This window comes from Marinobacterium lacunae (assembly GCF_000705555.1).
Lineage (GTDB): Bacteria > Pseudomonadota > Gammaproteobacteria > Pseudomonadales > Balneatricaceae > Marinobacterium_D > Marinobacterium_D lacunae.
Window position 1 is genome coordinate 150,296 of record NZ_JMQN01000040.1, and the last position, 20,259, is coordinate 170,554.

A 20,259-nucleotide genomic window follows, 5' to 3' on the forward strand; every position below is an offset into this window, starting at 1 on the left:
GGGACGCCGGGAAAAGGTGGTACCTCACCGCCCTGGTCAGCCTCCTATAAATGAGGGGACACGGGAGGAAGTGTCATGGGTTGGCATACCATGCCGAGCTACTCAATTAATGAAGCAGCTCTACTGATTGCAGAGCTCGATCCTAGCGAGGTCGAGAGTCCGGAATCTGCCAAAAGACTGAACTACGATGGTTGGGAATCAGCCATCAGCTGGAATAAAGCCATTAGCGAAGGGATGAAAGCCAAGGAGCTTGAGCCATACCATCGCGCCGTATTCGTTGAAGCAGATCCAGTCAGTCAAAGGGTTGATGTAGAGACCCTAGATTATTGGGCGGACCTGGATTGCTCCAAAACGAAAATTTCCAGAAGTGAATTGAGGCGATGGACCTCACTCCACGATTCAGCCCCGGTCTTCTTGTTTAACGCCCAAGAAAGAGCCATCAATGAGAATATGGGCTACGAGGCTGCTAAAGCGAAGTTTTTCCGCAACGAAGCAGCCGCTGATGAGGGACGCCAAGTATCTGATGAGGCCGTTTCTGCCAGCCCAGTCTTTGAGACCCCGCCCGACCTATTAGAGATCCAGAAACTGCTGGACGGCAAACATGTGCACCAGGCCGAACAATTGGCCTTGGCATTAAAGGCTTGGCTCGGCGTGTCACACCTCTACAAACAGAACCTCGGGTCAGCAGCATCCCCCAAAGGAGATGTTGTGGAATGGCTGAACGACAATGCCTCAGAACTGGGCAAGACCCAGCAGGAAAGGATCGCTTCATTGGTCAACTGGGATAAGTCCGGCGGTCGCCCTACCACAGGAAAATAAAAAGGGTACCAACCCTTTACTGAAAAGGGTCATCCCCATTATAGGCCCCGTGATTCGGGGCCATCAGCCCTACAACGCAAAACCCTTCCCCTCTTTCACATCAATAACAATACCCACCCTTTTAGGCTAAATCACAAACCCTTTCATCTGTTTACAGCCAACCAGCAGCGCCAACATTCCCATCACGACACATTCACAACTGATGGGTACCAGCATGAATAAGCACGTCATTCTGACTCGCAAGGAAGTAGAGAAACGCACTTCATTTAGCCGCACTTCCATCTACCGCTTAATGGATCGTGGTGAATTCCCCAGGCCTATTCGTCTGAGCGCAAACCGGGTTGGCTGGTTGGAATCTGACCTGGAGCAGTGGTTGGAGCAGCGTACTGCTGACAGTCAGCCAGCGGCATGAGAACGAGGTGAGTGATATGCAGAAGTTAGTAGCAGCCCCCGCAGCCACCAATTTGCAGTCCACTAATACCATCAAACCCGCTCGCAAAATCGAGCGTGTATTAATTTACGTGCTCAATCACGGCTCTATTAATCGCCGCGAGGCTGAGAAAGATCCCGTGTTTGATCACTGCCTTCCAAGCACTATTTCTGAGTTCAAATCACGAAATGGTATCGAGTTTATCGGTGCACCGGAAAAGCTCACTGGCTATGAAGGCCACACGGCCATGATGAGCCGGTATCGCCTGACCGCCCCGGGAGTGAAACAGGCTCGCAAACTGGTCAACGAGCTGCGCCGCAAGCGCGGTCTCCCGCCGATCGCCTGGGGGGAGTGACAAAGTGGCCGGCGACTGGATCAAGATGCGCAGCAACCTCTGGGATGATCCCCGTATTGCACGCCTGTGCGATCTGACAAATCAGGGAGAGGCGACGATCATCGGCGGCCTCTATTGGCTCTGGATGTCAGCCGATCAGCATACCGAGACCGGCCTGATGCCTGGTTTGTCTATTCGGCAGATCAACCGCAAGGCGGGTATCGATGGCTTTGGCGAAGCATTAGTCGCGATTGGATGGATCTCGGAGAGCGAAGACGCGATACACATAACCAACTTCGAAGAGCATAACGGCCAGTCCGCTAAGCGACGGGCCACTGATGCCAAAAGGAAGGCGCGTTCACGCAGTAGTTCCGCCGTTTGTCCAAACGATGTCCGCGACATGTCCGCAACTGAAGCGGACAAAACACGGACTCCAATAGGACGGAGTGTGGAGCTAGAGAAAGAGAAAGAGAAAGAGAAAGAGAATACCCCCTGTAGTCCCCCACTGGGGGACCACGCGACACCGGAACAGATCGATCAGATTTTCACCCGTGCCTACAGTGATTCATTTGCTGGCGCCTTTGCCATGACCTTCGACTGGGAGCCTGGCCGCTCTCTGGATGCCAGGCTGGCGCAGATGGGTATCAACCTTGCTGTCCACCCCACTCTCTACGCTGACGCCTTGGCCGCTTTCCGTAACCACCATGAAGCGACCAGCAAAGTAAAACGGCAAGCACAGTGGGAATCCGCACTGGCTAGCTGGATACAGCGCGATATTCGCAAGCTGGAGTCCTCCCAGGGCTCAACCGCCCGCGCCAGCAATGGCGAATGGTCGCCTCCTCCCCTTGCTGACTTTCCGGAGGAGGACTGAGCGATGACCAGAATGGTTTTTGATATCGCCGAGGAGATTAGCAGCGAAAAGCACCTGGCTCTCGAAGAGGAACGAGCCACCAATGCGGAAGCCTCATTCCTCAAGGTATTGATGGTCGATAACAGCCTCTATCCCTCGCACCCTATCAACCGGCACTGGTTCGCTAACGTCCGCTTTCGGAAGGTCTACGAAACAATCGGGTACCTGATCAAAGAGGGCCGCACAGCTGAACCGACTACCGTAGCCGACATACTGGAAAGCCAAGAGCCCAATACGCGTTGGCTCGAACTGGTGGTGGATATATTCCGCAACCTGATTGCCTATCCTGAGTCGGTTGATACCTACCTCGAGATCATTCAAGAGGCCCATACCAAACGCAATGCACGCGCGATCGCACGTCGTTTGTTATCCGACATCCACAAGGGTCGGGAAGCAGTAGACACAGCCACCAGCAGCTTGATGGAGCTGTACACCGATAGCACCAAACACGACTTCGACTCGAAGGCCGTAATCAAAGCAGCCATAGAGCGCACTGAAGAAGCGTTCGAGAAGAGCCAGAACGGCCAGATTGTGGGTATAACCACTGGCCTGATCGATCTGGATAACGCCACCGGTGGGTGGCATGACACGGACCTGGTGGTGATTCCTGCTCGGCCAGCGATGGGCAAGACTGCCCTCCTGCTCAACCTGGCACTCAACTCAGGCGTCCGGTTCGGCGTGATCTCCAGCGAACAGGCACACGATCAGATGGGTGTGCGAATGCTCAGCATTGAGGGGCATGTATCCGGCTCTAAGATTCGGCGCGGCAAACTCTTGAGCGATGACTGGGGCAAGCTTTCCAATGGCGCGCATGGGCTTGCCAATCGCGAGTTCTGGATCAACGACGACCCCACCATAACGATAGACGGTATCCGCCGACAGGCTCGCAAATGGGCCTATACCAACGAGATCAAGATCCTGTTTGTCGATTATATCCAGCGCATCTACCCCACCGATGCCAAACAGCCAAAGCACCAGCAAATCGAGGAGATCACCCGAGGCCTGAAGTCTCTCGCCAAGGAACTACACATCCCAGTTATCGCGTTGGCGCAGGTCAACCGCGAGTGCGAGCGACGCCCCGACAAGCGGCCAGGCATGGGCGATATCGCAGACGCTTCGATCATCGAGAAAGAGGCTGATGTGATTGCGACTCTCTACAGGGATGAGGTTTACACCCCCGACTCTCCCCATAAAGGCGTTGCCGAAATCGGCATCTGCAAGAACCGACACGGGCCGACCGGAAAAATTCTGGCGAAGTGGGACGGCTCCACCTTCCGATTCGAAAACTTGCACCTCAATAGGGAAAACCAACAGTGAGCCACCAAAGAGGAAACACCATGAATGCAATCACCCAGATGCTGACAGGCAATACCGCGATCACAGGCGCTATGAAGCGTATTAACCGGATGAAGGAGATCGAGCAGCGGCTTGATGAGCTGAGCGACCCACGATCCGACGCTCAGCAAGTCGTTAGACGCTGCGAGTACGACATTGAACAGCTCGAGCGCGAAGCGGTTGTACTTCCAAACCAGCGCGGTCCTCGACGCCCTACCGCCGAGATTGACAACGATATCAAGCGGGCTAAGACCGAACTGCGGCAAGCACAATCCATTCTCGACCAAATCCTGGCTGAACACGAATCGCTGACTGAAGAGCAAAAGAGTCTGCAGGCAGGCGGGGCCAAAGTAACAGCCAAGGATCTGCAGGCCGCGAACAAAACTGTCGGCGATACCCAGGCGCAAATCGAAAGGGTTGTGGGCGCCCTGGAGCAAATGGTTATCTCGGAACCGACCGAACTGCAAGCCGAACATGATGCCCTGGCCGCCGAGCGCGATCTCCTGGCTGCGGATGTCGCTCTTGGTGAAGCCCCTCAGACTGAGTTGACCGCAATGGAGAAGCAACTGGCGGCACTCGCTAAGAAGCTGACTGGCGCCCTTGAAGCAAAACGCACAGCCGAATCCACCGCCCGGGGCTACGCTGCCAAACTGGAGCAACTTAAAACGGACCTGGTAACAGCGGAAGAGGCTTTTAAAGAACTAATGGGTCATTGGCTGACAGCCGAGCGGGAGAGTGTCGTTGCCGAGATCAACGCCGCAACCGAGAAGCTGGGCGCGACCTATGCCGACCTATGCGCATTGCAGTCGATCGCGCGCCGCACCGGTGCAACGTTGGGCGGACGAATTCCGTCTGAACTCAACCTGGTCGTCGGTCGTCACGAAGATCTGCCACCTGATTTTCTACACACCCGCTTTTCACCTGGAGAGGCAAGCGCCCAGTTGGCCGAACAGCGTCTGAAGAAGATTCGAATTCAGTAACTCACTTGGTGGTGAGCATTGCCCGTCCGTTCCGCCATGCTGCTACATGGATAGAGCTCCTCCTTGCTGCTACATGGTTGGAGCCGGGCCTTTTTCCACCACAACACATTTGGAGATATACCCATGACAGTAAAAACCATGGCTCTTCCGGCTGGCTCCTTTCTCGCATATAGCGCGCCCATATCAACTGACACTGTAACGATTCAGCAAGGGCAGATCCTGAATGCTGGGCACGTATTGGGCGAAGTGTTGAACAGCATGCTCACTTCGATTGCCGACACGGGCAATACCGGTGACGGAACAGTAACCGCGCTCTCAACCTCCACAAAACTCAAGAAGGGAACTTACGAAATAAAGATCATTGAGCCGGCCCCAGATGGAGGCCTGTTCCAGCTGCTCAACACTCGCGGCAAAGTTGCTGGCGTTGGGACGGTCGGCCAGGCATTCGAAGCCGAGGGGCTCAGCTTTACGCTTCAAGACGGCACCACAGACTTTGCCCTCAATGACCGGTTTACGATCACCGTTGAGAGCACCGGCAAAATGATCGAGTGGAATCCGAGCAACACTGATGGAAGCGACACACCGGTAGGGATTCTCTTCGACGTAACCGATGCAACAGACCAAGACAGCCCAGGCGTCATGATCAGCCGCGAAGCCAATGTAACCACAGAAGACCTGACATTTTTCGATGGAGTCACTGCCGATGACATTCAGGTCGCACGTGAACAGCTGGCGCTGAAAGGGATCAAGCTGAGCTGACCGGAATAATGAAAAGCCTGCCTCGTAACCCTGTGAACGAAAGCCAGGGTAACGGTAACGAAAACGACGGGGCCCCTAGCGTTTCTATTCAACCACGGGGGCGGAGCAGGCACGCGGTTTTCGAGAAATTTTCGAGTTTGCATGTGATCCACCACAAGTTAAATAAACCTATTTGTTTCAGATAATTAGCCAGATCGAGGTGCTGATATGGCAAACAACGTGAACGGTATTCAAGATGCCTACTGCTGGTCGATCAACAAGATCGCCATACAGTTCGAGATGGACCGGCGCACTGTAACCGAGCGCATCCGAGCTGCTGGTATCAGTCCGGCGGGAATGAAGAATGGACACCCGGTCTATGCCTTACGAGACGTAGGACCCGCACTGTACCGCCGGCAGATGGAGACCATGACAGTTGAGTTCAACGAGGATGGAGAACCACTGCTTGAGCCTAGGGATCGGCTGCACTGGTACCAGGCCCAGATCTATAAAGTCCAGTTTGAAAAAACCGCCAAGGCGTTGGTAGACGCCGGTGATTACCGGCGAGAAATGGCAAAAATGGCTGCCGTAATGCTTCCCTTTCTGGAGTCAGTCCCTGATCACTTAAAGGATGCGACCGATCGGGAGGGATGTGGCCTGGACGATGCGACCCTTGCCTGTGCGGAACGGGCGGTATCGCCGATTATTGAGCACCTCCGGGAGGTGATAGACGACAACAATATTTAATTGTTACCACCGTCAATGCGTTTCCATCAAAATTCACTTGAACGTGCAAGGCGGAGGTTTGAGTATTAAGACTCTACCCACTTAAGAAGAACTGGGGCCCGCAATGTCTAAGACACGTCATGAGTTATTAAACAAGCCATTTAACTGCCCGGAAGTTGGTGAAAGAGTATCTATCGAAGAAACTTTTTCCATTCTGTTAGGAAATAGCGGAGAGGAACTCGCTCGGTGTATCAGCTCGACAAAGTGCAGCCACATGGATAACTGCGTAATTGCAACCAAACGCGCAATGTCAACGTCTTACGACTGGAGTAAATGTGCTTATCTAAAAGCGAATAAGACTCGCTGATCGAAAGGCTACCCCATTCGAATATAACCAGCAGAAAGGGAAAAAGATGACCTACGCGGACGAGAACGGTTTCAGTGAACGAGATGACGACGAATCCTACATTGTGACTAGTCGTTACCCTGTAACCGACCATTTCTCAGACATCTGCCAATGCGACAGTCTTTCACTAAAGTACAACGGCGAATTCGTTGAACTCGAATCAATATACTTCGTAAACGATGAAGAAGGTGGGATCTACTGGGGGACAGTCTGCGGGATCGATCCACCTTTCGGACAATGCAATAACGAGCTCGGTCTAGAGACCGGGGATGAAATATCCTTCGAGGAATACCACGTTTTCACCTGCAATTTAAAAGACGCCTAGACATTACCAAGCCTAACCCACTCTCTGGACAAGGAAGACCAAATGGAAACAGGTGTCTTTATCTCTGCCGCCGCTGCAGTGATCGCCGCCGGGGCAGCCCTTATATCTGCAGGTACGCTGAGAAAAGAGCTTCTCACCCAGCGTATTGAGGCCGCTAAGTGGAAGAAGGATTACTTCTCCGATCTAACCCATTGGTCCGATGAGTCGATGAGACTGCTCTCCGAAGCCCTCCACCTGTGTGATTTGGCACCCACGAAGTGCGAATCCCCAACCTTTTTTGACCGCCGGCACCAGCTCAGGGTGAACCTGTCAGCCCAAATAGACAAAGGCCGCTGGTTCTTTCCAAATGACGCCACGGAAGATCATGGTCAGCACAAAGAGGCGGCTTATCGGGGATACCGCCCGGCAGTACTCGATGCGCTAGTCGATGCCTACAGTGCGGTTTCTGTTCTGGACCACCAGGGAAAGAGCAACCACCCCCACATGAGGAAAGAAATTCAGCAGGCCAAGCGGATTTTCACCAGCGAGATACAGCAGGTTCTAGATCCACAGAGCCGCGACAAGGAGTTCAAAAAACTTATCGGGCAAGCCACTAAAAATGGATAACATCCCCTGTCTGCCAAGGCATGCCTACCCCTTTACCGTGGTATCTTGATCAACAATCTAATCACAAGGAGGTGTTTATGAAGTGGTTGAAGCTCTGGTGGCCAGTACCCGCCGCGTTGGTAGCTGCGTGCGGACTCTATTGGCTCATCGATCGCACTATGATTTTTGGCCTCGCTCCGTCCTTTGCTCTATCCAACGTCGAAGCAACTACCCGGGCAAACTGGGGCGCTCTTGGCGACGTCTTCGGTGGGCTACTCAATCCTTTGCTGACTCTCTTCACGATCATCCTTCTGATCAGAACCATCTGGATATCACAAGAAACGCTGAAACAAACTGAAGAAGCTTTACGGGTCTCTAACGAAACATTGAAAACTACAAAAGCCCAGCTAGAAGTTAACAGGGCCGAGCTAGCCGACAGCAGGGCTGAGATGGCCCGGTCAGCGTCGGCACAAGAAAGTATCGCTGAGACACAAGCAGTTCAAAGTCGCCAAAACGCCTTTTTTGAAGTGTATAAGTTGTATACCGAAGCTGTTGGTGAATCCATTTCAGTGAGCGGGAATGTAGGTAGAGGAGATGAAAGCCCTATAACATTCATACTTCGCCATGCATTATCCATGAATACCGATGATGACCTGGTTAGATGTCTGGAAAGTAATATTAAGGATCACGCTGCGCTAGGTTCGGTTGTGAGGCTATGCGTATTGGCATACGCACTCAGCGACGGAGATAGTCAGTTAGATCTTATGGTCTCAGCACCTTTAGATTCACAATGGAAAGCAATTTTCTGTTTATTCGCAAACTTCTCAGATCAGAGAGAGGCTAATTTATTAGCGGAAGCGATAAGGGAGGGGCGCCTGTTTGGAGATGAGTTGCTTAGGAATCCGAGATTTCCTGATTATCACGGATATCTGAGTAATGCCACTAGAAATCTAAATGTTAGCTATCAGTCTTAGTAATAAAAATCCGGGTGAAAACAATGGATAAAATTTATGTTACCTGTTCGGCTTGCGATGATCTAAGAGGCATAGTGTTAATTAAAATTTCACTTCTATACCTTAATAGCAGTGACTAATTTATTACGACTCAGTACTATTTTTAAATGAAATGGATTTCTATGAATAACTTCAAAATCAATACCATTAAAAAGATTCTCGACAACAAATGCCCCGTTACTATTCCTAGATCAGGGGATAAAGGAAAAGCCGTTAACTGCTATTCAATCAGTCTTTATTCTGGCGACAACCCAATTTTACTAGTTAATGAAATAGGAGAAAAAGGGCTAATTGGCGCTTATTTCGAAAGTAACGAGTTTGTTTATAATGCTACAGTTCCATTTTCTCTTATGGATGGCATGACAGTTCGCATTGATCATTACCATAGGCTTACTTGCCACATATATAGTGGAATTTACGACTATATCATTCATGAATGGACGAAATTTTATATATTACAAGAGCTTTACTACTCACTTAAGAATAAAGTCCCACAGTTCTTTTTCAATAGAAAAAGAATCCAATTTCAAACACGAATGACAATCCTTGAAAAAATAATAACAAAACAAGCATCAGCTCCGCATAGAACATTCGGTTCACTTGACTTGATGACATACCTTTATGGTATGCGTTGGTATTTACACCCTAAAAAAAGAGAAGCAAGAGAAAAATTAGACCTATATCTTGAATCATTTGTGGCTTCCGGCGAACTTGTAAAGCCAGTTACTCTTGAATATAAAATCACAGGTAAAGCTATTGCAACATTAGAGCAATATCAAATAGAAATCGCCAGAGAAAAAGATAACGCTAGAACCCAAAAAGCTATAGCAATTCTAACTTTTATTCTTGCTTTATTTTCTGGAGTGCAGTCGAATATTATAGAAACAACCTACAAATTTAATCTAGATCCTCTCATAAAGTTTATTATATCGTTATTTGAATAAACCGTGCATACGCCTTGACCACACTAACCTTCACTGCTAATTTCCACCCTTGAGGCGTCGAAACCTCCACAAACCGGATAGCCCAACCCCGTCAGCGTTGGTTTTTTTGCGCCCAAAATCTGCCAAGATTAAGGGGCAAGCCCCCGTTGCGTCGGGAGGGCGACGAATACAACACCCCTTGTGGGGAATAAGTCCGCGGTCCGTTTGTGCCGTTTCGAACCTCCCGACACCCATACGGCTTATGGGTACTTCGAAGAAAACAAACGGAGGCAGTCATGCCTAAAGCTCGCCAGATCCACCAGAAGCGCCCTACCGGCGCGCTACTCGCTCATCACACCAACCCTAGCCCTCTAGCCCATGCTCTCACTCTGCGCCCCCAAACTGGGGATGCAGGGCAGCCCAATGGCCGGGAGGTGCAGTCATGAACTCATACTACCTCAAAGACAAAAGCGAACTGCTGAACAACGCCGGTCTGTTCATGATCGGCATCAAGCAGGTTATGGATCTCCACTTCGACCAGGAGAACAACGACAACGGCACCCCTCTGAAACAGAATGCCTTGTACAACTTGATGCTAGGTCTCGAACTCGCAGGCACTCGCCTGGTATGCGAAGCAGAGGAGATGGCAGAGCAGATAGAAGAGGAGACCACGCGATGAGCAACCATAAGAACAAGAGCACATCCCGGTGGTTTCATGTAGATGCCCAGCTGTTCGATCTGAGCTGCCTCCTGGAGCGTGCTGAGGTGGTTGGCAACTTGGGACTCGAGAGCTTTGACAGCCTGCCGGAGCACGATCGGGAGGTTCTACTAGTAGATCTTCTGTTCCGGATCCGGGAAGCGCGTGCGGCCGTTTCAGCTTGCGCTGAGGTCAACCGCCCAACACCAATAAATCCTGCTACTCACTGAGGTAGTGGCTGGCGCTGCCGATCCTGGTAGTGCCAGCCCTGACAACAGCAGCCGCCCTTTGAGTCTCGCATCTGAAACGAATCTATCGCAATATCAACGCATCACAGATGGAGTACTGCTCGATACTGAGTACTTCATACAGGAAAAATGCGCATGCGCATTACGATGTTAAGGGGCCTCTCTGAACTAACATGGATATCCTGAACAGCCGCGAATGGGCCATTTTAGTTTGGGTACTCATTGCAATCGGTTACATCAGTCGACCGCAACGATGGCGTACATTAAAAGAGCCCTTCCTCGGAGTGCTCCACGCCCTCGGCTCACGGCATCTCGTTTCTGCAATCACACTAATGACCATTTATGTGATCGCGGTGATTTACGGCTTGTCACATTTTGGCCTGTGGGATGTTACCCAGCTCAAAGGCACTTTGATTTGGTTTTTCTCTGTTGCACTATTTTCGCTATTCAGAATCGAAGATTTTTCGGAATCACCTCAAAAGCTCATGGGGTTGGTAGCAGACAGCTTCAAATTAATAGTCTTAATAGAATATTTAGTTGGAGTATACACATTTCACTTTGCTATTGAATTCGCTCTGATCCCCCTTGTTGCATTCCTTGCTGCTGCTGTAGCGTATGCAGAGGGTAAGCCAGAATACCAATCAGTGCATAAGTTCCTAAACAGCGTGATGTCCATAATTGGCACGGTTATCCTCGGTTCGGTGGTATATCTACTGGTTCTCGACATTCATCAAATAGCAAACAGCCAATCTGCCTTTGACTTCATTGTGCCGGTAATTCTTTCTACTCTGTACACACCGTTTATGGCTTTCATGGCCGTTTACAGTACATATCAAACCGTGCTGATAAGGCTGCGTTATTCCATTAATAAGCGGCATGTCGAACTCTACGCTCGGTTGGCCGCAATGGTAATCTTCAACATAAGGATTAAGCTGTTGAAACGCTGGTCTGCTGATGTCGCAAAGTACCGGCCCCAAACGATACGCGAGGTCAACAGCTCGTTTAGTCAGCTCTTTCAAATGCTCGCCCGAGAAAAATCCCCTGAAACAATTTCTCTCCCTGAAGGCTGGTCGCCAACACAAGCGAAGAACTTTTTACGCTCTGAGGGAATAGAGACTGGACACTACAATCCAATTGACCCAAGGGACCCTTCAGAGTGGTTCTGCTGCTCAACACTGGTTGAGTTTGGCTCAGGATTATTTCGGAACAATATCGCGTACTACCTCAACGGCGACGAACGTGCGGTTAAGTGTTTGAAGTTAAAACTAAACGTCAATAGTCCTGAGCATGCTGAGGAAGCTCATGCAAAATTGCTGTCTACCGCAGACACTCTGGCGTACGCCGCTCTAGGACTCAACTTACGAGAAGAGCTTTGCGAGGCTATCATCCCTGGAGAGGAGGGAACCTTGAATGGGCCAAATTTTAGAATCATGTTTACTAAGACCGCGTGGCCGAACAAGGCTGTAGAGGGGTACGATCTTGGTGTTGAGGTGTCCAGCCTCTAACAATCACACGAAATTCGCCCTGGATATTAGCTGTATGCCGCCACTAAGGTGACATCCTAGAAGGATCTTTCAACAAAATCCGTATCAGCCTATGCTGAGCCCATTCAAACACGGAAGGCAGCACAATCGATGGACCCGAGAATTCCCATACCCACAGACAACTTCCATAAGTTCCTGGCTACCTTTGGTCTCTACCTGACCATGCTCTGCCTTGCACTCCTGGTGATCAACATCAACTATTCGAACAGTGTCATCGGCGAGACGATCAACGCTATGTATGACTTAGGTGATATCAGCACGGGCACTGAGGCTGAGATCTCTGACAAGACAGCAATGCAGTCATACCTGAAGTCAAAACTCGACAATGCTCTATCTGATCGCAATACCATTACCTACTGGTTATTGGGCTTCCTCGCCGTAGGCATACTTATGACAGCTAAAGGTTTCACAGTTTGGTACAAAAAAATCCAACCCCAGCAAGATCGGATGACTGACCTGGAGGAGGAGAAGCTGTCCCTGGAGGTCGCCGAGCTCAGGCGACAAGCAGCGAGTCATAACAGCACCGCCCCAGACGGTAGCGAGTAACTGCCTCCAACAGAGGGTAACTGCGCTGGATACGATTGCCCCACTCGCTCCCCCCTGGATGCCTCACAGAGTTAGATAGACTATGAACTTTTAGCTCCGAGAATCTGAGGGGGTCAATATGGTTCTTTCTACAGATCCAGCGCGATGCCCAAAGTTGACGGGGCGACCTTCCCCGAGGGGATCAATTTAATCCTCTGACACATCCTCTCTCATCCCGGGACTACATACGAAACAACAGCAGGACCTGGCAAGTACGTGGTTTTCTTGAAACTGATCGGTGTAGACTGAGCAAACAAAGGAAGGATCAACGACCGCAGGAGGCGATCAAATGGACTACAAGGTATTGGCAACCCGTAACGGTGTGCGCCTACTATCTACTGGCGACACGTTTTCCCTATCCAACGCTCTACCCCTACCCGACATTTTTGACGCTGAACTGATAGATATTCTGCCAATCCATACAGATCAAAAGCTGGTGGCTGTGGTTGCTGAACCGATTTACCAAATGCTGATTGAGAGCTCACAGATAACCACTTGAACTGCAGCAATGTAAAGCCGATCTGACAGTAAATGTCTTTACGCTCCCGGCGAGCCATTTAACTTGGAGAAGCCTCCCCCATGACAAAACTTGGAGCTATCGAGTTCGACGACCGCATTCTGGACGCGCTACGTGACGACCGCCTTGTCGTCTTCGCCGGTGCTGGCGTTTCAATGGGACCGCCGTCGAACCTAGCCAGTTTCTGGGAGCTGACCTTCGACATCGCGCGTGGCACCGGCCTCAATCCCAGCGAACCACTAGATCGCTTTTTAGGTCAGTTGCATCACCGCCAAGTCGCTGTTCATGAGCGAGCCGCCCAGCTCCTCTCACCCGCTAAAAGCGCTCCGAATGCACTGCATCACGATCTTCTACGGCTGTTTCGGACGGCAGAGCGCGTCAAACTGGTGACCACCAATTTCGATTTGCACTTCGAATCTGCCGCCAACATCTTGTTCAACACCGCCCCCAACGTATATCAAGCACCTGCTTTGCCTCTCGGCTATGACTTTTCAGGCATCGTTCACCTTCATGGTGCTCTGCCAAGCGCACGGCATCTAGTACTGACAGACGCTGATTTCGGCCGGGCCTACCTTACCGAGGGCTGGGCACGTCGATTCCTTGTAGATGTGTTCCGCAACTATACCGTGCTGTTCGTCGGCTACCGCCATAACGATGTAGTTATGAACTACCTTGCACGTGCGTTGCCTGCCGACAGTGTCGCGAACCGGTTTGCCTTGACGGATGAGGATGGAAGCTGGGACCTTCTGGGAATCAACCCCGTCCGCTTCGTTAAAGGTACTGACGAACATGCGTACAGGGAGCTATACGAAGGCGTGCAGCGACTCTCAGAACGAACAGCACGCGGGGCACTGGACTGGCAGTCACGCCTCGCCGAACTAGGCAACCGCGCCCCGCCAACAGATGAAGAAGCGATAAGTGAGATCGAGCAGGCAATGCGCGAAGTCCACACGACTCGTTTTCTACTCAACGTCGCACGCGATCCTGAATGGCTCCGGTGGCTGCATAAGCGCAAGTATCTAGATGCACTATTTGTCACTCTCGACCTCAAAGAGCGAGACATATTACTTGTCGAATGGCTAGCTAGGAATTTCGTAATCGAGCATCCCACGGAAGTGTTCGAGATTGTGGCGGCGCATGGACTACAGATGAACTCAGTGCTCTGGTGGTCGATTTGTCGCGAGTTTGGGATCATGTCGGAAAAGCCGCTGGAAAACTCTGCGCTTAGCCGCTGGATCACAATATTGCTTTCGAGCGCATCAACGCCTGCGGATCCCCACGCGTTGATGTGGCTGGCTGAACGCTGTGCGCGCGAAGGTTGTGTCGAACTGACCCTAAAGTCGTTCTTAGCCATGTGCGAGCACCGGATCAACGTTAAACCAGGCTTTTCATGGCCCGATGACGAGGAAACCGAACACCGACGGCAACTGGAAGCGGATTGTCCGCTGCAAGCCGATCATTGGTCTTTGGATGAAGTTTGGACGAAGTTCCTAAAGCCACACCTGGCACAAGTTGCGCAACCGCTGTTGTCGAGCATCGCGCTGCGACTAGAGCAAATGCACAGCGATCTGTCAGCTTGGGACAAGGCATCGCGTGAATGGGATCCGATTAGTTACGGGCGTTCGGCCATCGAGCCACATGATCAGGATGAATATTCAGATGCCATTGACGTTCTGATTGACGCCGCGCGCGATACACTTGAGTGGCTCGGAGAAAATTCTCCTGCCCTACTAGACGCTTGGATCGAGATGCTGGTGATCTCGGACGCCCCTCTGCTGCGTCGCCTGGCTATACACGCGATAACGGTGCATCCTGAGCGGTCGCCTGAGGAGCGCCTGCAGTGGTTGCTGGATCGTGTAGGCCTTCATGAGCTTCCCGAGCATCATGAAGTCCATCGCGCTGTAGCTCTGAGTTATACATCTGCGGATGATCAAGCGCGGAAAGCCGTCGTTGATACAATCTTGGCACACACCCTGCCGACTTACGATGATTGTCCTGCCGAGAAGCGAACCGCTCGCTCACATTTTGACTGGCTATCCTGGCTGCTTCAAGCTAAGCCCGATTGTCTGCTGGCTGAAGCGGCCTTGGCACCAATCAAGGCCCAGTATACGGAATGGCGGCTTTCGGATCATCCAGACCTCACTCACTGGGTGGGATCAGCGGATTGGGTAGGCTCGGAGAGCCCTTGGTCCGTCGATCAACTCCTCGCTCGGGAACCTTGTGAACAACTCGATGACTTGCTGAACTTCACAGGCAATCGCTTCGAAGGCCCAAGCCGCGAGAGTTTATTGGCCAACTGTCGCGAAGCTTGCAAACAAAACTCTAGTTGGGCATTCGCTCTGGGTAAGGCTCTAACAGAACGAGCACTGTGGTCGTCTGACTTATGGCCGGCGTTGATCCGAGGACTACAGGAATCTGAGCTGGCCGCAGATGGTTGCCGTGACTTACTGACCTTGGTATCCAATCCGTTAATGTGGTCAACGCATGCGTACGAGATTGCGAATCTGCTTTACAGTTTGGTAAGAGACGGTGGTAAACCGTATTCGCTCGACTTGCTGGAACAAGCGAATGCCATCGCACTCCCCGTATGGAAAACCTTGGAAGCAGGCACTCAGGACCAAGATATTGACGACTGGCTATCTCGCGCTATTAACCGTCCAGCCGGCGTCATCGTCGAGTTCTGGATCAACAGCCTGTCACTGCTTTTACACGGAAAGACTGGAGCTGATCGAAGTCTACCCGAGAACTACCGCCATTGGTTCACGCTAGTTGCGCAAGATGAGACATCAAAGGGTGGAATGGGCCGCAGCCTTCTTGCCAGTCAATCTGCTTTCCTGTTCGGCATAGATGAGGCTTGGACGCGACAGCATATTATTCCGCTCTTCAGTGATCCGGATCGGACTAAGTTTGGGCAAGCATGGGATGGCTTCCTCATGTGGGGCCGTTTAAATCCGGCACTTGTCGATGCACTGCTGCCAGCTTTCATCGCTGCGATGCCAAGGCTAGCTGCAGATATGGGCAACCGCCGCCGGCGATTCATCGAGTTCTACGCAGCGCTCGCCGCATTTCACGTATCAGATCCGACTCAACAATTGCTACCTGCGCTTTTTGATCACGGATCGCTAGAAGATCGATTGACGTTCGCAACGCATCTCGGATACTTCCTGCGCAAAATGGAACAATCAGCCAGACAGCAATTGTGGAATGGTTGGTTACGCCAGTATTGGCAGGATCGACAGCAAGGTGTGCTAGCTACCTTGGATGATACCGAAATTAGGAAGATGCTAGAGTGGCTGCCTTACCTTGGCGACGTCTTTCCTGATGCTGTAGCCTTGGCCGGTAGCTTCCCCGTTATCCGAATTGAACACGCTTATTTTCTCTACGAGCTGCGTAATAGTGAACTAATCACCCGGTTCCCCATTGAATCTGCAGAGTTGCTTATCTACCTTGCTAACTGCATCTGCCTTTCGGGATACTCTCCCGCTGATCTAGAAGAAATCAACGCACGTCTACCACAGTTACCTGACCAATTGAGGCATAAAGTCAATGAGGCGCTAGCTCGCGCTGGTGTACTGAATGCAAGCAATTAAGTGTTGGTTGCATCAAGGACTCGATTAAATACTTGTAGAGTGCTCACCGACTGATTCCAAAGCCTAATTCTGACGGCCGATGTCAGAGCTGATAGCGCCTAACACACCTTACAGACTGCCGGAGATAGGAATCGAATCTCTGGAGCTCAATAGCCTGGTAACATCCGCGCCCAGCTTATTTCACGAGCACGAAGGATGACATACCGAGCTCTGTAACAAAAACAGCGCAGTACTTTGCAAATGGCAACCGAGTGGCAACCAGAAAGGACGTTGAGCCAGAAACGAAAAAATCGCCACATGGCGATTCATATAACTACTTGATTTAAATGGTCGGGACGGCAGGATTTGAACCTGCGACCCCTTGCACCCCATGCAAGTGCGCTACCAGACTGCGCTACGCCCCGACTAGGCGGAGACCTGAAGGTCTCGAAGAGAGATGCGAATACTACATTAAGGTTTTGATAAATGGAAGCTTTTTATCTAACCGATTTTAGTAAATCGCGAATCGTTTCAAGCTCGGTAATGGTCTGACGCAACAGCTGACGATAGCGTTTGGCATCGTCACCCGCTTGCTCGCCTTTGAGCCATTGGCGTGCTCCAACAATCGTAAACCCCTGATCGTACAAGAGGCTTCGAATCTGCCTGATCAGCAAGAGGTCCTGGCGCTGGTAATAGCGGCGATTGCTGCGTTTGACCGGCTGTATCTGCTCAAACTCCTGCTCCCAATACCTCAGAACATGAGGTTTAAGATCACAAAGTTTGGCAGCCTCGCCAATGGTGAAGTAGCGCTTGCCGGGTATGGGCTCCAGCTCAATCTGCTGAGTTGGACTGCTGTCCGGCATAAGCTTCTACACGTTCCTTGAGCTTTTGGCCTGGGCGGAAGGTTACGACCCGGCGTGCCGAGATCGGAACCTCCTCTCCAGTTTTAGGGTTCCGGCCCGGCCGCTGTCGCTTGTCGCGCAGATCGAAGTTGCCGAAGCCGGATAGTTTCACGTGCTCGTTTGATGCCAGACTGGCGCGAATTTCCTCAAAGAAGGACTCAACCATCTCTTTCGCTTCGCGCTTGTTAAGCCCCAGTTCCTCGAACAGACGCTCAGCCATATCAGCTTTTGTCAAAGAGCTCATGACACTCACCCTGTCTTAGTCTCTTAATGTTGCTCCGACTTTTTCACTCAGAGCGGTAACAACAGCGCTCACCGCGCTGTTTATTTCTTCATCATTAAGAGTGCGTGATGGATGTTGCCAGGTCAAGCCCATAGCCAGACTTTTTCGTCCCGGTTCAATACCTTGGCCCTGATAAACGTCGAACAAGGTGACCTGTTTAAGGTACTCGCCAGCATTCTCCGCCACCACTTCACGAAGCTTCGCAAAGGGTGTTTCGGCACTGACAAGCAGCGCCAGATCGCGACGCGACTCGGGGAACTTGGACAGTTCGGAGAAACGTGCCACACGGCCGTCGACCACCGCATCCAGCGCGATTTCGAACAGATACACCGGACCGGTCAGATCCAGCGACTTCTGTAATGACGGATGCAGGGCACCGATACGACCCACCAGCTCGCCATCCAGCAGGATTGCGGCGCTCTGGCCCGGATGCAGTGCAACATGGCTGTCGGCACGGAAACTGAATCGGCCGGCGTTGCTGCCCAGAGCCAACAGCGTTTCCAGATCGCCCTTCAGGTCGAAGAAGTCGACCTTATCGTTACCGGCACTCCACCCCTCCGGCTGACGGCTACCGCAGATGATGCCGGCCACCACGTTCTGCTGCTGCAGTCCATCGGTGCCGGGAATGAAGCGTTGACCGATCTCGAACAGGCGCACACGCGACTGCTGACGATGCTGGTTATACTGCACCGCCTTGGCCAGACCCGGCCATAGCGTAGTGCGCATTACCGCCATCTCGGCGGAGATCGGGTTGGCCAGCGCCATCGGCGTGTTCTGGTCGTCGAACTGCTTGGACAGGCCCGCTTCGATGAAGCTGTAGGTAATCGCCTCCTGGTAGCCCAACGAGATCAGGTGGGCACGCACGCGGCTCTGGTTCACCTTCGCTTCAGCGATCGGCGGAATCGGCAGCTCGGCGCGCGGCGTACGCACCGGCAGGTTGTTGTAACCGTACACACGGGCGATCTCTTCGATCAGGTCCATCTCCAGGCTGATATCGAAGCGATAGCTCGGCACGCTGGCCAGCCACTCACGCTCGCCGTTGCGCTCCAGGTTCAGGCCCAGACGGGTCAGAATCTCTTCGATCTCCGCAGCCGGGATCTCCAGCGCCAGCATGGAGGTGACCTTGTCGTGGCGCAGGCGCACCTTCTCCGCCTTCGGCAGCTGATCTTCAGCCACGGCCTCGGTCACCGGACCGGGTTGACCGCCGACGATCTCGAGCAGCAGCGCGGTGGCGCGCTCCATGGCGCGACGCTGCAACTGCCAGTCGACACCACGCTCAAAGCGGTGGGAGGAGTCGGTGTGCAGACCATAGCTGCGAGCACGACCGGCGATCGCCAGCGGTGCGAAGAAGGCGCTCTCCAGCAGGATATCGCGGGTCTCATCGGTCACCGACGTCGGCTCGCCGCCCATGATACCGGCCATCGCTACGGCGGCGCCGCTGTCGGCAATCACCAGCGTATCGCTGTTGAGTTTGACCTCCTGCCCGTCGAGCAGGGTCAGCGCTTCGTCCTGCTGCGCCATGCGCACCTGGATGCCACCGTTAAGCTTGTTCAGATCAAACGCGTGCATCGGCTGGCCGAGTTCGATCAGCACATAGTTGGTCACATCGACCACCGGATCGATGGAGCGGATACCAGAGCGGCGCAGCTTCTCCTGCAGCCACAGCGGCGACTCCACACCGGGGTTGATGTTGCGGATCACGCGCGCCAGATAACGTGGGCAGCCGTGCGGCGCCACCAGCGTCGCCTCGATCTGATCATCGATCTGCGGCGCTACCGGCGAGCAGTCGATCTCGGCCACCGGCACCTTGTTCAGCACACCCACTTCACGCGCCATACCGGCGACGCTGAGGCAGTCACCACGGTTCGGCGTCAGATCCACATCGATGATCTGGTCGTTCAGTTTCAGGTAGTCGCGAATGTCGCTGCCAACCGGCGCATCGGCGGCCAGTTCCATCAGACCGCCATGGTCGTCGGACAGACCCAGCTCATCCTCGGCGCAGAGCATGCCGAAGGACTCAACCTGGCGCAGTTTCGCTTTCTTGATCTTGAAATCGCCCGGCAAGATTGCGCCTACCTGGGCGAAGGGCACCTTGATTCCGGCACGCGCATTGGGCGCGCCGCATACAACCTGTACCGTCTCCTTGCCGTCACTGACCTGACAGACGCGGAGCTTATCGGCATTCGGGTGCTGTTCGGCACTGAGTATCTCACCGACCACTACACCGCTGAACGCGCCGGCAACCGGCTCGACGTCGTCCACTTCCAGCCCCGACAGGCTGAGCTGATCGGCCAGGGTCTGGGTATCAATCTCGGGCTGCACCAACTCGCGCAACCAGTGTTCACTGAATTTCATGCTGCTGTCCTGAAATCGTTCAATTCTGGGTGGGG

Annotated in this window: 21 protein-coding genes and 1 tRNA gene; 18 read left to right on the forward strand and 4 right to left on the reverse strand. The window is 52.5% G+C overall.

Annotated elements, in window-relative coordinates; translation table 11 throughout:
- Positions 1-75: 75 nt before the first annotated feature.
- From ADIMK_RS13275 to ADIMK_RS13355, 18 genes are all read left to right on the forward strand, one after another.
- A complete protein-coding gene (locus ADIMK_RS13275) occupies positions 76-819 on the forward strand; it encodes a hypothetical protein (RefSeq protein WP_036188977.1) in 744 nt (247 codons plus the stop codon).
- A 214-nt stretch (positions 820-1,033) separates the two neighbouring features.
- Positions 1,034-1,231 carry a helix-turn-helix transcriptional regulator gene (locus ADIMK_RS21740; RefSeq protein ID WP_081849788.1) on the forward strand — a complete coding sequence of 66 codons (198 nt, stop codon included), beginning with the start codon at positions 1,034-1,036 and terminating at the stop codon, positions 1,229-1,231.
- A gap of 16 nt (positions 1,232-1,247) precedes the next feature.
- Positions 1,248-1,604, forward strand: a complete 357-nt coding sequence (locus tag ADIMK_RS13280) for a hypothetical protein (protein WP_036188980.1) — start codon at positions 1,248-1,250, stop codon at positions 1,602-1,604.
- 4 nt (positions 1,605-1,608) lie between these two features.
- On the forward strand, positions 1,609-2,454 hold the full coding sequence (locus ADIMK_RS21415) for a DnaT-like ssDNA-binding domain-containing protein (RefSeq protein ID WP_051692943.1): 846 nt from the start codon (positions 1,609-1,611) through the stop codon (positions 2,452-2,454).
- 3 nt (positions 2,455-2,457) lie between these two features.
- Entirely contained in the window at positions 2,458-3,810 is a 1,353-nt protein-coding gene (locus tag ADIMK_RS13290) for a replicative DNA helicase (protein WP_051692944.1), read from the forward strand.
- A 20-nt stretch (positions 3,811-3,830) separates the two neighbouring features.
- A complete protein-coding gene (locus ADIMK_RS13295; RefSeq protein ID WP_036188983.1) occupies positions 3,831-4,808 on the forward strand; it encodes a coiled-coil domain-containing protein in 978 nt (325 codons plus the stop codon).
- Between the two features lie 123 nt (positions 4,809-4,931).
- Entirely contained in the window at positions 4,932-5,567 is a 636-nt protein-coding gene (locus ADIMK_RS21420; protein WP_051692945.1) for a head decoration protein, read from the forward strand.
- 207 nt (positions 5,568-5,774) lie between these two features.
- Complete coding sequence (locus ADIMK_RS13305) at positions 5,775-6,293, forward strand: DUF1441 family protein (RefSeq protein WP_036188986.1); 519 nt, start codon at positions 5,775-5,777, stop codon at positions 6,291-6,293.
- A 392-nt stretch (positions 6,294-6,685) separates the two neighbouring features.
- Positions 6,686-7,003, forward strand: a complete 318-nt coding sequence (locus tag ADIMK_RS13310; protein WP_036188989.1) for a hypothetical protein — start codon at positions 6,686-6,688, stop codon at positions 7,001-7,003.
- A 42-nt stretch (positions 7,004-7,045) separates the two neighbouring features.
- On the forward strand, positions 7,046-7,609 hold the full coding sequence (locus tag ADIMK_RS13315) for a hypothetical protein (protein ID WP_051692946.1): 564 nt from the start codon (positions 7,046-7,048) through the stop codon (positions 7,607-7,609).
- 77 nt (positions 7,610-7,686) lie between these two features.
- On the forward strand, positions 7,687-8,562 hold the full coding sequence (locus ADIMK_RS13320; RefSeq protein WP_036188991.1) for a hypothetical protein: 876 nt from the start codon (positions 7,687-7,689) through the stop codon (positions 8,560-8,562).
- Positions 8,563-8,723: 161 nt separating this feature from the next.
- A complete protein-coding gene (locus tag ADIMK_RS13325) occupies positions 8,724-9,545 on the forward strand; it encodes a hypothetical protein (RefSeq protein WP_051692947.1) in 822 nt (273 codons plus the stop codon).
- Positions 9,546-9,966: 421 nt separating this feature from the next.
- Positions 9,967-10,203, forward strand: a complete 237-nt coding sequence (locus tag ADIMK_RS13330) for a hypothetical protein (RefSeq protein WP_036188993.1) — start codon at positions 9,967-9,969, stop codon at positions 10,201-10,203.
- Positions 10,200-10,451, forward strand: a complete 252-nt coding sequence (locus tag ADIMK_RS13335; RefSeq protein ID WP_036188995.1) for a hypothetical protein — start codon at positions 10,200-10,202, stop codon at positions 10,449-10,451. Before ADIMK_RS13330 ends, ADIMK_RS13335 begins: the two co-directional genes overlap by 4 nt.
- Before the next feature lie 191 nt (positions 10,452-10,642).
- Complete coding sequence (locus ADIMK_RS13340; RefSeq protein ID WP_036188997.1) at positions 10,643-11,974, forward strand: hypothetical protein; 1,332 nt, start codon at positions 10,643-10,645, stop codon at positions 11,972-11,974.
- Positions 11,975-12,103: 129 nt separating this feature from the next.
- Positions 12,104-12,559 carry a hypothetical protein gene (locus ADIMK_RS13345; RefSeq protein WP_036189000.1) on the forward strand — a complete coding sequence of 152 codons (456 nt, stop codon included), beginning with the start codon at positions 12,104-12,106 and terminating at the stop codon, positions 12,557-12,559.
- Between the two features lie 328 nt (positions 12,560-12,887).
- On the forward strand, positions 12,888-13,097 hold the full coding sequence (locus ADIMK_RS13350) for a hypothetical protein (RefSeq protein ID WP_036189003.1): 210 nt from the start codon (positions 12,888-12,890) through the stop codon (positions 13,095-13,097).
- A gap of 80 nt (positions 13,098-13,177) precedes the next feature.
- Positions 13,178-16,705, forward strand: a complete 3,528-nt coding sequence (locus ADIMK_RS13355) for a DUF4020 domain-containing protein (protein WP_036189005.1) — start codon at positions 13,178-13,180, stop codon at positions 16,703-16,705.
- 327 nt (positions 16,706-17,032) lie between these two features.
- On the opposite strand, the gene ADIMK_RS13360 is transcribed toward ADIMK_RS13355, so the two are convergent.
- From ADIMK_RS13360 to pheT, 4 genes are all read right to left on the reverse strand, one after another.
- Positions 17,033-17,109, reverse strand: a tRNA-Pro gene (locus ADIMK_RS13360).
- Positions 17,110-17,181: 72 nt separating this feature from the next.
- Positions 17,182-17,547: a MerR family transcriptional regulator gene (locus ADIMK_RS13365; RefSeq protein ID WP_036189008.1), complete on the reverse strand. Its 366-nt coding sequence runs from the start codon at positions 17,545-17,547 to the stop codon at positions 17,182-17,184.
- On the reverse strand, positions 17,516-17,830 hold the full coding sequence (gene ihfA, locus ADIMK_RS13370) for an integration host factor subunit alpha (RefSeq protein WP_036189011.1): 315 nt from the start codon (positions 17,828-17,830) through the stop codon (positions 17,516-17,518). Before ihfA ends, ADIMK_RS13365 begins: the two co-directional genes overlap by 32 nt.
- A 15-nt stretch (positions 17,831-17,845) precedes the next feature.
- The gene (pheT, locus tag ADIMK_RS13375; RefSeq protein WP_036189013.1) at positions 17,846-20,224 is read right to left on the reverse strand and encodes a phenylalanine--tRNA ligase subunit beta; all 2,379 of its coding nucleotides are present in this window, start codon (positions 20,222-20,224) and stop codon (positions 17,846-17,848) included.
- Positions 20,225-20,259 lie beyond the last annotated feature (35 nt).